This is a genomic window from Streptomyces sp. PA03-6a (assembly GCF_033792765.1).
Taxonomy (GTDB): domain Bacteria; phylum Actinomycetota; class Actinomycetes; order Streptomycetales; family Streptomycetaceae; genus Actinacidiphila.
Map to the genome: position 1 here is coordinate 1 of NZ_JARAVK010000050.1, position 15,142 is coordinate 15,142.

Sequence of the window (15,142 nt, forward strand, 5' to 3'; positions counted from 1 at the left end):
GTGGGCGATGGTCACGTGTTCGCGGCGGATGAGGTCGGCGAGGTAGTCGGGGTCGCGGTGTCCGCCGGGGCGGGCCATGACGAGGGTGGCGCCTTCGAGGAGGGGCCAGAAGAACTCCCATACGGACACGTCGAATCCGAACGGTGTCTTCTGCACCACCCGGTCGTCCGCTGTCAGCCGGTAGGTGTCCTGCATCCACGCGAGCCGGTTCACGACACCCGCGTGGGGGACCGCAACGCCCTTGGGCCGTCCGGTGGAGCCGGAGGTGTAGATGACGTACGCCGGGTGGGCGGGCAGCGGCACCTGGTCGCGGTCGGTGTCCCCCTGGCTCTGCAACTCGGTCACGGCCGCGGGGTCGTCCAGCACCACGCGTGCCACGTCCTCGGGCAGGGCACCCTCGAACTGGCGGGTGGTCACCACCAGCGCCGGTGTGGCGTCACGCAGCACATAGGCCACTCGTTCCGCCGGGTACTCCGGGTCGACCGGTACGTACGCCGCACCGGCCTTGAGCACGGCGAGCAGCGTGACGACGAGTTCCGGCGAGCGGTCCATCATCACCGCCACCCGCTGCTCCGGGCCCGCACCACGGGACACCAGCAGACGTGCCAGCCGGTTGGCCCGCGCGTTCAGCTCCGCGTAAGACAGTTCGGCGTCCTCGGACGCCACGGCGGTGGCGTCCGGGGTCCGGGCTGCCTGCGATTGGAACAGCTCGGGAAGCGTCGCGGGAGCGACATCGCGGGCCGTGTCGTTCCACTCGACCAGCAGTCGGCGCTCCTTCTCGTCCAGAACGTGGATCGCACGCAACGGCCGCCCGGGATCCTCCTCGAGCGCCGTGACGAGATCCCCGACCGCGGTGTGCATGAAGGCGCCCACCGATCGCGGATCGACCGGCGCCACCGACTGGACGGTGAAGGTGAACAGGGGGTCCTGGTCGTTGACGGCGAATTCCAGCGGGTAGTTGGTGCGCTCGTGCCCGTGCAGCAGTTCGACGCCTTCGGGGGTCGGTGCGGCGGTGTCCTCGGCGTGCCGGTAGTTGAACAGCGAGGTGAACAGCGGCGTCCGAGCGGGAAGAGCGCTGACCCGCTGAGCCAGGATGAGCGGCGCGTGCTCGTGCACCAGCAGGTCCGCGAGCTGCCGCCGCAGGGCGTGCACAGCGTCGCGCACGCTCACGGAGCCGACGTCGAGGCGGGCCGGCAGCGTGTTGACGAACAGACCGGGCACCTGGTCCGCGCCGGCTCCGGCGTTCATCCGGCCGAACAGCACGGTGCCGAACACCACGTCGTCACGGCCGGAGGTTGCCGCCACGACGCGCGCCCAGGCGACGTGGAACAGCGTCGCCGGGCTGACACCCAGGCCTCGCGCCTGCTCCCTCAATCGCCGCGCCACATCCGCGTCGAGTGGCATGCGCACCTCGGACACGCCGCGGCCGTCGCCGTGCACGTCCAGCAGCCCGTACGGCGCGGTCGGCTCGCTCACGTCCCCCAGGAGTTCCGCGAAGAACCGCTCGTGCTCCTGCGCCGAGATCATGAGCCGTGCCCGCGCGACGAACTCGCGGAACGGCAGCGGCGCCGGCAGCGTGTCCCCGCTGCCGGAGATCGCGCGGATCTCCTTGAAGACCAGGGCGAGGGACGTACGGTCCTGCACCAGGTGATGCACTTCGAGCAGGACGTACCACCGCCCGTCGTCAGCCTCCTGCGCGACGCAGGCCTGCAGCAGGGGGGCGCGCCGGACGTCCATCGGCGCGGTGCGCGTGGCCAGCAGGCCGCCCACGACATCCGCGCCCTCCAGTTGGAGGGTCCGGACCGAGACGGGGGCGGTGCGCAGGACGACCTGGACGGGCTCCCGGAGCCCTTCCCACAGGAAGGCCGTCCGCAGGATGTCGTGCCGGTCCACCACCTGCTGCACGGCGGCGAGGACGGCGTCCACCCGCTGCCGGGAGTCGAAGCCGAGGACGTACGGCAGCGTGTACAGGTCGCTGCCGTCATCGCCCTCCAGCAGGTGGTGGAAGAGGATGCCCTCCTGGAGCGGGGCCAGCGGGTAGATGTCGGCGATGTTGGCCGCACCGCCGGGCACCTCCGCGGTGATTGCGTCGATCTCCTCCGCCGTGAGATCGGCCAGCGTCACCATCTCCGGCGTGATCGTCGTGGCACCTGCGGGGATGCCGTTGTCCGGCAGCACCACCTTCGGAGCGCCCTCCAGTGCCGCCAGACCGGCCACGGTCGGGCTGGTGAACAGCGTCCGCACATCCACCGCGACGCACGCCGCCCGGGCCCGCTCCACCAGCGTCACCGCCAGCAGGGAGTGCCCGCCCAGCTCGAAGAAGTCGTCATCGACACCGACGGAGGGCAGGCCGAGCACCTCGGCGAACAGCGCACACAGGATCTCCTCCTGCACCGTCGACGGCCCACGCCCGGTGACCCCCGCACCGTAATCCGGAGTCGGCAGCGCCCTCCGGTCGAGCTTGCCGTTGACCGTCAACGGCAGTTCGTCGAGCACCACGATCACGGCCGGGACCATGTACTCGGGCAACACCCGAGCCGAGTGAGCGCGGATCTCCGCGACGTCCGTGTCACCGGCTGCCACCACGTACCCGGCCAGGCGCTTGTCACCCGGCCGGTCCTCCCGCACCACCACGGCCGTCTGCGTGACGGACGCGTGGGTGAGCAGGGCGGCCTCGATCTCGCCGAGTTCGATGCGGAAGCCGCGGATCTTGACCTGGTCGTCCGTACGCCCCAGGTACTCCAGTTGCCCGTCGGTGTTCCACCGGGCCAGGTCACCCGTGCGGTACATCCGCTCGCCCGGCCCGCCGTAGGGGTTGGCGACGAACCGCTCGGCGGTCAGGCCCGGCCGGTCCAGATAGCCCCGGGCCAGCTGCACGCCGGCGAGGTAGAGCTCGCCCGCCACCCCGGCCGGAACCGGCCGCAGCGCGGCGTCCAGGACGAACACCCGGGTGTTCCAGATCGGGCGTCCGATGGGTACCCCGCCGGCGGCGTCGGCCCCCGGCGCGCAGGTGAAGGCGGTGACGTCGATGGCAGCCTCGGTCGGGCCGTACAGGTTGTGCAGCGGGATCGGCAGCACCGCGTGGAACTGGTCGCGCAACGAGGCCGGCAACGCCTCGCCGCTGCAGACCACGGCCCGCAGGGATGAGCAATCCCGGGCGGTGGGCTCGGCGACGAACACCTGCAGCATCGACGGGACGAAGTGGGCGACGGTGACCTGCTCGCGCTGGACCAGCCCGGCCAGGTACCCCGGGTCACGGTGACCGCCCGGACGGGCCGCCACCAGCGTCGCACCTTCGATGAGCGGCCAGAAGAACTCCCACACCGACACGTCGAACCCGAACGGCGTCTTCTGCACCACCCGGTCGTCCGACGTCAGCCGGTAGGCGTCCTGCATCCACGCCAGCCGGTTGACCAGGCCCCCGTGGGTGATCGTGACGCCCTTGGGACGTCCGGTGGAGCCTGAGGTGTAGATGACGTACGCCGGGTGATCGACGAGCAGGCCGCAGGTGCGGTCGCCGTTCTCGAGGTCGATCGCGGACAGACGGCTCAGGGTGGTGGTCAGCTCCGGGTCGTCAAGGACGAGGCAGGGGACCTGTGCGCCGTTCGCCGGCTTCAGGGCATGGGTGGTGAGCAGAAGGACGGGTCCGGCGTCGTCCAGGAGACGGGTGATGCGGTCGGCGGGGTGGTCGGGGTCGACGGGGAGGTAGGCGGCGCCTGTTTTGAGGACGGCCAGCAGGGTGACGACGAGATCGACCGAGCGTTCCAGGTGCACCGCGACGAGGGTCTCGGGACCGGCGCCGCGTCCGGCCATGAGACGGGCGAGCCGGTTGGCACGTGCGTTCAGGTCGGCGTAGGACAACCGGACGTCCTCGAAGACCACGGCGGTGGCGTCGGGGGTGCGTGCGACCTGTGCCTGGAAGAGGTCAGGAAGCGTCGCCACCGGCACCTCGTGGGCGGTGTCGTTCCACTCCGTCAGCACGCGGTGCCGCTCGTCCGGGCTGAGCAGCTCGATGTCCGTGACGGGCCGTGCCGGGTCGGCGGTCACGGTGTCGAGGACCCGGACGAACCGCGTGGCCATCGATTCCACCGTGGCGTGGTCGAACAGGTCGGCGGCGTAGGTGATGGACCCGATCAGGCTGCCGGCGTGCGTCTCACGGACCTGGAAGTCGAGGTCGAACTTCGCGGGCTGATCGCCCGTGTCCAGGAGGTGGGTTTCGACGCCGGGCAGATCGAGACTCGCGGGAGCGGCGTTCTGCAGGGCGAGCATGACCTGGAACAGGGGGTGGCGGGCCATGGACCTGGCGGGGGCCAGGTCTTCCACCAGTCGTTCGAACGGCACGTCCTGGTGGGCGAAGGCGTCCAGACCCCGTTCGCGTACGCGGTGCATCAGTTCGCGGAAGGACGGTTCGCCCGAGACGTCGGTGCGGATGACCAGGGTGTTCACGAAGAACCCGACCAGCTCGTCCAGGCTTTCGTCCGTGCGCCCCGCCAGCGAGGTCCCGATGGGGATGTCGGTACCCGCGCCGAGGCGGAAGAGCAGCGCCGCGAGGGCGGCCTGGAGCACCATGAACACGGTGACGCCCTCGGCGCGCGCCAGGTCGTTGATCCGCTGGTGGAGTTCGTCCTCGATGCGCACGCCGACGGTGCCGCCGCGGTGGCCGGCCACCGGTGGCCGGGGCCGGTCGGTGGGCAGGGTGAGTTCCTCCGGCAGGCCGGCGAGGGCCTCGCGCCAGTAGTCCAGCTGGTGGCTGAGGATGCTCGCCGCGTCGTGGTCCTCGCCCAGGAGATCGCGCTGCCAGAGGGTGTAGTCCGTGTACTGGACCGGGAGCGGTTCCCAGGCCGGCGCTTGGCCGTCGGCGCGGGCGGTGTAGGCAGTGGAGATGTCGCGGGCGAGTGGTGCGAGGGACCAGCCGTCGCCGGCGATGTGGTGCAGCACCAGGACCAGGACGTGTTCCTGCGGTGCGACAGTGAACAGCCGTGCTCGCAGAGGCAGTTCAGCGGTGAGGTCGAAGGGGCGACGTGCTTCCTCCGCCACCGCCTGCGCCAACTCGCCCTCCGTCATCTCCTCCGGGAAGAGCGGCAGGTCGATCGTCTGCTGGGCGAGGACCCGCTGCTCGGGTGTGCCGTCGACATGTCCGAAGACGGTGCGGAGGACTTCGTGGCGGGTGACGACGTCGTTGAGAGCGGTTCGCAGGACATCGGGGGCGAGGTCGCCGGTGAGGCGGAGCGCGATGGGGATGTTGTAGAGCGCGGACGGTCCTTCCAGCTGTTCCAGGAACCACAGGCGCTGCTGGGCGTACGACAGCGGCACCGTCCCAGGCCTCGGCCGGACCGTCAGCGGCAGGCGCGCGGCGTCGGAGCCGGTCTTGGCGAGACGGAGGGCGAGCCCGGCGACGGTGGGGGTCTCGAACAGGGCCCGAACCGGGACTTCGGCCCCGAGGGTGGTGCGGATGCGGCTGACCAGGCGCGTCGCCAGGAGCGAGTGGCCGCCGAGGTCGAAGAAGTTGTCGTCCACCCCGACATAAGGGAGACCGAGGACGTCGGCGAACGCCTGGCTGAGGAGCTGTTCCTGGAGGGTCCGTGGTTCCCGGCCCGGGCTCGTGGCGGTGTAGTCGGGGGCGGGCAACGCCTTGCGGTCCAGTTTGCGGTTCACCGTGAGCGGGAGCGCGTCCAGTTCGACGATCGCCGCCGGCAGCATGTAGTCCGGCAGCACGGCGGACAGGCCGGTGCGGAGGTCCGCGATGTCCACACCGTCCGTAGCGCTCGCCGGGACGACGTACCCGACCAGGCGCTTGTCGCCGGGCTGGTCCTCCCGCACCACCACCGCCGCCTGGGCGACGGACGGGTGGGTGAGCAGGGCGGTCTCGATCTCCCCGAGTTCGATGCGGAAGCCGCGGATCTTGACCTGGTCGTCGGTACGGCCCAGGAACTCGAGTCGGCCCTCGGCGTTCCACCGGACCAGGTCACCGGTCCGGTACATCCGCTCGCCCGGCCCGCCGTAGGGGTTGGCGACGAATCGCTCGGCGGTCAGGCCCGGCCGGTCCAGGTATCCCCGCGCCAGCTGGACGCCGGCCAGGTACAACTCCCCGGCCACCCCAGGCGGCACCGGCCGCAACGACCGATCCAGCACAAAGGCGCGGGTGTTCGCTATCGGACGGCCGATCGGGGGAATGCGGCCCGACGACGGCGCGGCACACCGCATGAGCGTGGCCCCAATGGTCGTCTCCGTCGGCCCGTAGCTGTTGTAGAACGCACGATCTGCAGTGGTCCACCGGTCGACCAGCCCCGCGTCCGGCGCCTCACCCCCCACCACGAGCAACCGCAGCTCCGGCAACCGTGCGGGGTCCAGCGGCCGCGCCACCCCCGGTGTCACATGCGCCACCGACACGCTCTGCGCACGCATCAGACCCTGCAGGCGATCGAGGTCGACCCGATCCTCATCGGCAGCGAGCACGAAAGCCGCACCGGAGGTCAGGGTCATGAAAAGGTCCTGCACCGACACGTCGAAGCTGAACGCCGTCGCCCCCAGCACCCGCGAACGCTCGTCGATCCCGTATTCCGACGCGACGGCGGCGATGTTGTTGGCGAGCGAGCGATGCGTGACCACCACGCCCTTGGGGCGCCCCGTGGAGCCCGAGGTGTAGACGACGTACGCGCGGTGGTCGAGCAGCAGCGGGCTGCGCCGTTCCACGTCCGACAGATCATGCGCGGCGCGGCCCGACAGGTCCTGCCGCAACAGGGGGTCGTGGAGTGACAAACGAGCCGCGTCGACGCCCCGCAGACTCTCCCACGTCGCATCGTCGGCGATGAGGACCGTGGGCCGTGCCTCAGACAGCACATAGGTGATGCGATCGACCGGGTGACCCGGATCGATCGGGAGGTAGGCAGCCCCTGCCTTGTGTACGGCCAGGATGGCGACGATGAGGTCGACGGACCGAGGGAGCGCGAGAGCGACGATGTCTTCAGGCCGTACGCCGCGGTCGATGAGAAGTCGGGCGAGACGGTTGGCGCGGGCGTTGAGTTCCGCGTAGGACACTTCGACGCCTTCGAACACCACGGCCGGCGCCGAGGGAGTACGCGTGACCTGGGTCTCGAACAGCTCCGTGACCGTGGTCTGCGGCACCTGCCGGGTGGTGTCGTTCCACTCCTCCAGGACGCGGTGGTGTTCGGCCGGACTGAGGATGTCGATCCGGCTCACGAGGACGGACGGCTGTGCCGTGACCGCTTCCAGGACTCGGACGAATCGTTCAGCGATGCCGGCCGCGGTGTGGTGGTCGAACAGGTCGGTGGCGTAGGTGATCACGCCGTGCAGGCCCGCCGGGGTTCCGCTGTCGGTGAGGTGTTCGTTGAGCTGGAGGTCCAGGTCGAACTTGGCGGGGCCGTTGCCGGTGGGCAGGGCCGCGACGGTCAAGCCGGGCAGGTCGAGCTTGGCCTGCGCGTTGTTCTGCAGGGTGAGCATCACCTGGAACAGGGGGTGGCGGGCCATCGACCGGGTCGGTGTGAGCTCTTCCACGAGGCGCTCGAAGGGTACGTCCTGGTGCGCGTAGGCGTTGAGTGCGTGCTCACGAGTGCGCTCGAGGAGTTGCGTGAAGTCGGGGTTCCCTGACAGGTCGGAGCGCAGGACGAGGGTGTTGACGAAGAATCCGACGAGGTCGTCGAGTGCTTCGTCGGTGCGTCCGGCGATGGGGGTGCCGATGGGGATGTCCTCACCGGCGCCCAGGCGGTTGAGCAGGACGGTCAGTGCGGCCTGCATCACCATGAACACCGTCACGCCCTGTGCGCGGGCCAACTCGACGAGCTCCTGGTGCACTTCGGCGTCGATGTGCAGGTCGACGGTGCCGCCGCGGTGGGTGGCCACTGGTGGCCGGGGCCGGTCGGTGGGCAGCGCCAGTTCCTCGGGCGCCCCGTCCAGCGCGTGGCGCCAGTAGACCAACTGTTCCGACAGCAGGCTGGCGGAATCGGACGCGTCGCCCAGCAACTGACGCTGCCACAGGCTGTAGTCGGCGTACTGCACGGGCAACGGCCCCCGTGTGGGGACGTCAACGTTGGCGCGGGCGGTGTAGGCGGTCGATACGTCGTGGGCCAGCGGGCCCAGCGACCAGCCGTCTCCGGCGATGTGGTGCATCACCACGACCAGCACATGGTGATCGGGGCCGGTCCGGAACAGGCGGGCGCGCAGCGGGATCTCGCCTGCCAGGTCGAATCGGTGTTCCGCCGTTTCGGTGACCAGGCGGGTCAGCTCGGCCTCCGCGATCCCTTCGGCGTCGACGGTGGTGAGCAGGTCACCGATCGTGTCGGCATCCACGGTTCGTTGGTAGGGCTGGCCGTCGACGGTGGTGATCACCGTGCGCAGCACTTCGTGCCGGCGCACGACGTCGCGCAGCGCGGCGTGGAGGGCGTCGGTGTCCAGGGCGCCGGTCAGCCGCAGCGCCATCGGGATGTTGTAGGTGGCCGACGGGCCCTCCAGCTCGCCCAGGAACCACAGACGCTGCTGGGCGAAGGACAGTGGCACCAGTTCCGGGCGCTGCGCCGGTGCCAGCGGGGGCCGGGAGGCGTTGGAGGTGGTCAGCTGGTCGGCGAGGGCGGCCGGGGTGGGGGTCTCGAACAGCGCCCGGATCGGGATCTCCACGCGGAATACCGACCGGATGCGGCTGGTCAGGCGGGTCGCGAGCAGGGAGTGGCCGCCGAGGTCGAAGAAGTTGTCGTCGACGCCGACCGACGGCAGGTCGAGCACTTCGGCGAAGACGGCGCACAGGAGTTCTTCCTGGGCGTTCGCCGGACCTCGGCCGGTGACCCCGGCGGTGTAATCGGGGGCGGGCAGGGCCTTGCGGTCCAGCTTGCGGTTGACCGTGAGCGGGAGCGCGTCCAGTTCGACGATGGCCGCCGGAAGCATGTAGTCCGGCAGCACGGCTGACAGGCCGGTGCGGACGTCCGCGATGTCGACACCGTCCGGAGAGCTCGCCCGGACGACGTATCCGACCAGGCGCTTGTCGCCGGGCTGGTCCTCGCGGACGATGACGGCGGCCTGGGTGACGGCGGGGTGGGAGGCCAGGGCGGCTTCGACCTCGCCGATTTCGATGCGGAAGCCGCGGATCTTGACCTGGTGGTCGGTACGGCCCAGATACTCCAGCTGCCCGTCGGCAGTCCAGCGAACCAGGTCCCCGGTCCGGTACATCCGCTCACCCGGTTCGCCGTAGGGGTTGGCGACGAAGCGCTCCGCGGTCAGGCCGGGCCGGGCGAGGTATCCCCGGGCCAGGCCGGATCCGGAGATGTACAGCTCCCCGGGCACGCCGCTCGGTACCGGCCGAAGCGCGGCGTCCAGGACGAATACCCGGGTGTTCCAGATGGGCTGTCCGATCGGTATGCGGCCGTGGTGTCCGGGATGCAGGGGCGCCAGCGTCGACCAGACGGTGGTTTCGGTGGGGCCGTACAGGTTGGTCACCGACGTCGTGGTCGCCGTCAACTGCTGGGCGAGCGCCGGGGGGAGTGCCTCACCGCCGACCAGTGCCCGCAGTCCGCTGATCGCGTCCGGGGCCTCCACGGCCAGGGTCTGCCATACCGCGGGCGTCGCCTGCAGGACCGTGGCCGCCGACTGGCGGATGAGTTCCGCCAGCGCCCGCGGGTCCCGGGTGGTGTCCCGGTCGGCGAGCACCACGCGGGCGCCCGACACCAGGGGCACGTACACCTCCAGTGTGTGGATGTCGAACGCCACCGTCGTCACTGCGACGAGGGCGTCGTCGGCGTCCAGCGTCAGGTGCTCGCGCATGGCGGCGACGAAGTTGCCGAGCGCGTGGTGGGAGACCACCGTGCCCTTTGGCCGGCCCGTGGAGCCCGAGGTGTAGATCACGTACGCGGGGTGGGCGGGCAGCGGCGCCGCGCCGCGGCCGGCGGCGGTCAGGTCCCCGTCCTCAAGACGTGAGATCGCCTCGACGGTTTCGGGGGCGTCCACGACCAGCCGCTCCGTACCCTCGGGCAGTACCGGCGCCACCGCACGGGTGGTCACCACCAGCGCGGGCCGGGCGTCGGTCATCACGTAGGCGATGCGATCGACCGGGTGACCGGGATCGATCGGGAGATAGGCAGCCCCTGCCTTGAGTACGGCCAGGATGGCGACGATGAGGTCGACGGAGCGGGGCAGCGCGAGAGCGACCAGTTGTTCGGGCTGTGCCCCGTTCCCGACCAGCAGTCGGGCGAGCCGGTTGGCGCGGGCGTTGAGTTCCGCGTAGGACACTTCGACGCCCTCGAACGCCACGGCGGTGGCGTGCGGGGTGCGTACGACCTGCGTCTCGAACAACCCCTCCACCGTGGCCGGCGGCACCTCCCGGCCGGTGTCGTTCCACTGCTCCAGGATGCGGTGGTGTTCGGCCGCGCTGAGGATGTCGATCCGGCTCACGAGGACCGACGGATCGGCGGTCACCGTTTCCAGGACCCGGACCAGACGTTCGCCGATCCCGGCCGCGGTGTGGTGGTCGAACAGGTCGACGGCATAGGTGATCACGCCGTGCAGGCCCGCGGGCTCGCCTCCGTCGGTGACGTGCTCACTGAGCTGGACGTCGAGGTCGAACTTGGCCGGCACGTCGCCGGTGGGCAGAATCTCGACGTTCAGGCCGGGCAGCTCAAGATCCGGTGTCGTGTTGTTCTGCAGGGTGAGCATGACCTGGAACAGGGGGTGGCGGGCCATCGACCGGGTCGGCGTGAGCTCCTCCACCAGGCGTTCGAACGGCACGTCCTGATGCGCGTACGCGCCCAGAGCCGTCTCACGCGCCTGGCTCAGCATGTCCAGGAACGTCGGATCGCCGGACACATCGGATCGCAGGACGAGGGTGTTGACGAAGAATCCGACGAGGTCCTCCACCGCCTCGTCGGTGCGTCCGGCGATGGGGGTGCCGATGGGGATGTCGTCCCCGGCGCCGAGGCGGTGCAGGAGGACGGCCAGTGCCGCCTGCGTCACCATGAACACGGTGACGCCGTGTGCGCGGGCCAGCTCGACCAGCGCCTGGTGTACTTCGGCGTCGATGTGGAGGTCGACGGTGCCGCCGCGGTGGGTGGCCACCGGTGGCCGGGGCCGGTCGGTGGGCAGCGCCAGTTCCTCGGGCGCCCCGTCCAGCGTGCGGCGCCAGTAGGCGAGCTGCTCCGACAGCAGGCTGCCGGCGTCGGTCGCGTCACCCAGCAGCTCCCGCTGCCACATGCCGTAGTCGGCGTACCGCACCGGCAACGCGCTCCAGGCGGGGAGTTCACCGGTGGCTCGGGCGGCGTAGGCGGCCGACAGGTCACGCGCCAGCGGGCCCAGCGACCAGCCGTCACCCGCGATGTGGTGCACCACCAGGACCACCACGTGCTCGTCCGGCCCCACCTCGGCCAGCGACGCGCGGACGGGGATGTCGGTGGCCAAGTCGAACCGGTGCCCCGCGGCCTCGGTCACCCACGACTGCAGAGCGCCTTCCGTCACCGGTACGACCGGCAGGACGACGCATGCCTCCTCGGACGGAAGGACCCGCTGGTAGGGCCGGCCGTCCACGGTGGTGACGATCGTGCGCAGCACCTCGTGCCGGCCCACGACGTCGTGCAGCGCGGCGCGGAGGGCGTCGGTGTCCAGCATGCCGGTCAGCCGCAGCGCCATGGGGATGTTGTAGGTGGCCGAGGGGCCTTCCAGTTCGCTGAGGAACCACAGGCGTTGCTGGGCGAACGACAGCGGCACCAGCTCCGGTCGCCGCGCGGGCGTCAACGGGGGCCGGGACGCGCCGGAGGTGGTCAGCCGGCCCGCCAGTTCACGGAGTGTGGGTGCCTCGAACAGGGTCCGGATCGGGATCTCCACGCCGAACACCGACCGGATGCGGCTGACCAGACGGGTCGCGAGCAGGGAGTGCCCGCCCACCTCGAAGAAGTTGTGGTCCACCCCGACGGAGGGCAGGTTGAGCACCTCGGCGACCAGCGCGCACAGGATCTCCTCCTGTGCCGTCACAGGACGTCGGCCGCCGGCATCCGCGTCGTGAGTCGGAGCCGGCAGTGCCTTGCGGTCCAGCTTGCCGTTCACCGTGAGCGGGAGCGCGTCCAGTTCGACGATCGCCGCCGGCATCATGTAGCCGGGCAGCACGGCTGACAGGCCGGCACGGACGTCCGCGATGTCCATACCGTCCGGACCGCTCGCCGGGACGACGTATCCGACCAGGCGTTTGTCGCCGGGCTGGTCCTCACGCACGACCACCGCCGCCCGGTCCACGGACGGATGTGCCGTCAGCGCGGCCTCGACCTCACCCGGCTCGATCCGGAAACCACGGATCTTCACCTGGTCATCCGCCCGGCCCAGATACTCCAGCTGACCGTCGGCGCCCCATCGCGCCAGGTCACCGGTGCGGTACATCCGCTCACCCGACGCGAACGGGCTGGCCACGAACCGCTGCGCGGTCAGGGCGGGACGGTCCAGGTATCCCCGCGCCAGCTGCACCCCGGCGATGTACAGCTCGCCTGCGACACCCGGCGGCACCGGTCGCAGCGCACCGTCGAGCACGTACGCCTGGGTGTTCCACACCGGGCGGCCGATGGGCACGGTGGAGTGCTCGCGGTCTGCCGCACTCCATCGTCCATGCGTGACCTGGATGGTCGTCTCGGTCGGCCCGTACAGATTGATCAGCGAAACGCCCCATGCCCTGGCGACCCGCGCCGCCAAAGGAGCGGGAAGCGCCTCGCCACCAGCGAGGACGAGCCGGAGACGACCCGCGTCCTCCAGCGGGAGTGTGTCCAGGATCGAGGGAACCAGCTGCGCCACTGTGACGCCGTGGCCCACGATGTGAGCCATCAGCCGTTGCGGATCCCTGGCCTCCTCGGTGGACACCAGGGACATCGCGGCGCCGCTGACCAGCGGCAGCCACACCTCACATCCGGCCGCGTCGAAGCTCACGGACGTACGTGCCAGAACGACGTCACCGGCCCTCGTGCCGCTTGCCTCGCGCAGGCACACCAACTGGTTCACCAGTCCCGCGTGCGGCACCGCCACGCCCTTGGGCCGGCCGGTGGAACCGGAGGTGTAGATCACGTACGCCGGATGCGCGGACCGCAGCACCCCGCACCGCTCGGCGTCGACCAGGTCGGTGTCACCCAGGTCCCCCAGCACCGCGACGGTACCCGGAGCATCGACCACCAGCGGAGGCACCTCATCCGGCAGTCCCTCCTGCGCCACCTCGCTGGTGAGCACGAGGCCGGGTCGGGCGTCCCGCAGCATGTAGCCGATCCGGTCGGCGGGGTAGGCGGGGTCGACCGGCACGTACGCCGCCCCCGCCTTCACCACCGCCAGCAGGGCGACCACCAGGTCGACCGAGCGGTCCATCAGCACGGCCACCCGGCACTCCGGCCCCACACCCCTGGTGACCAGCAGCCGCGCCAGACGGTTCGCCCGGGCGTTCAGCTCCGCGTACGTCAACCGGGTGTCCCCGAACACCACCGCGGTCGCGTCCGGCGTGCGCGCGACCTGGGACTGGAACAGCTCGGCAAGCGTCGCGAGGGGAACGTCCCGGGTGGTGTCGTTCCACTCCACGAGCATGCGCTGGTGTTCGACGGGGGTGGCCAGATCCAGCCGGGCGATCGGCGCGTCGGGCTCCAGGCCGGCCAGGGCCGCGAGCAGATGCAGGAAACGCGCCTGGTGGGCGGCGTTCTCTTCTTCGGTGTAGAGCGTGGGGTTGGCCAGGAAGTCCAACCGCAGACCCGCGTCCCGCTCGTAGATGAGGATCGTCAGGTCGTCCACCGCACCGTTCGCCAGGTAGGTGCGCGCGGTGGTCTCGCATCGCCCGAACCGGGGCATCGTCCGGTCATCGGGAAGGAAGTTGATACCAGGGCCGGACAGGTGACCGCCCGTACGGGCGAGTTTCAGGTCGCGATACAGATCCTCGTACCGGTAACGCTGGTGCTGCAGGACCCCCCGGCTCCGCGCGGACGCCTCCCTGGCCAGGTCACGCACGGTCATGCCCGCCGTGATGCGCATACGCAGCGGCAGCACCTGGGCCATGCTCGCCACCGCCCCCTGCACACGCGATCCTCTGCGTGCCGTGACGGTCAGTCCCAGCACGACGTCCTGCACCTGCGCCACCCGGTGCACGTACAGCCCGGCGGCTCCGATCAGCAGGGCGGGCAGAGCGACGCCCGACGCGCGGGCCACCTGTCGAAGCGACTGGGCGACCTCAGCCGAAACCACGGCGGTCCGGCGGTGGGAATCACGAGACGCCGACGCCGTCCGCGAGGCCAGGGTCACGACCTCGGGCGCGTCCCCCATCCGCTCCGCCCAGTACGCCCGGTCCTGCGCGAACTGCGCGCTCCCGCGGTACGACTCATCGTCGGCCACGATCTCCTCGAGGGTCGCGAACGGCGTGAACGGGCAGTCCTGCCCCTCCTCCAGGGCGGTGTAGATCTCCGTCGCCCGGTTCAGCCACACCCCGTACCCGACGGCGTCCACCGCGATGTGATGGGCCCGCAGATACACCACGGTCCTGTCCTCGCCCACCAGGAGCGCGGTGAAGGTGATGATTCCGCCGTGTTCGAGATCGGCGGGGCGGGCGGCGTCGGCACGCATCCATGCCTCAGCGGCCGCCACCGGCTCGGACTCGTCCCGCACGTCGATCACGGGCAACCGGTAGGCAGGCAGCGGTTCGGCCACCTGCCACGGCCCATCGTCGCCCTGCCCGAACCACCGATGCGACAGCTCGGCCTCGGCCAGCGCCTGGCCGAACGCCTTCTCCAGCAAGCCGAGCTGCAGAGGGCCGGCGATGTCCAGGTACTCCACCATGTTCTGGGCCGGGCTCTCCGGATCCAGTGCCTGGGCGTACCAGATGCCTTTTTGAGCCGCGGTCAGGGCGTTTTTGGCATGGTTAGGCATTTTGCATACCCCGTGTACTTGATATCCAGCGAGAAATCGGCGCGAAATTCCGTGCTGCGCGGAGTCGGCATCCGTCAGCGACAGAAGTGGCCGGCGGATCCTGTTTCGGCTCTCGGAGGTCCGGCCGCGAGCGCCGTGTCATGCTGGACCCACCCGGGTGGCGACCAGCGAAGCTTTAACAACCGTCTGCGAAGATGTGATGAGTTCTCGCTGATATCAGAAGAACGAGTCTCCGCCTGCCGTGAATCCGTCCTGGGTGAACAGTTCGGCGCCCGCA

Annotated in this window: 1 protein-coding gene; it reads right to left on the reverse strand. The window is 70.4% G+C overall.

Going from position 1 to position 15,142, the window contains the following annotated elements; translation table 11 throughout:
• A partial coding sequence (locus PV350_RS14800; RefSeq protein ID WP_500334203.1) for an amino acid adenylation domain-containing protein occupies positions 1 to 14,865 on the reverse strand: 14,865 nt, incomplete at its 3' end.
• Between the last annotated feature and the right edge of the window lie 277 nt (positions 14,866 to 15,142).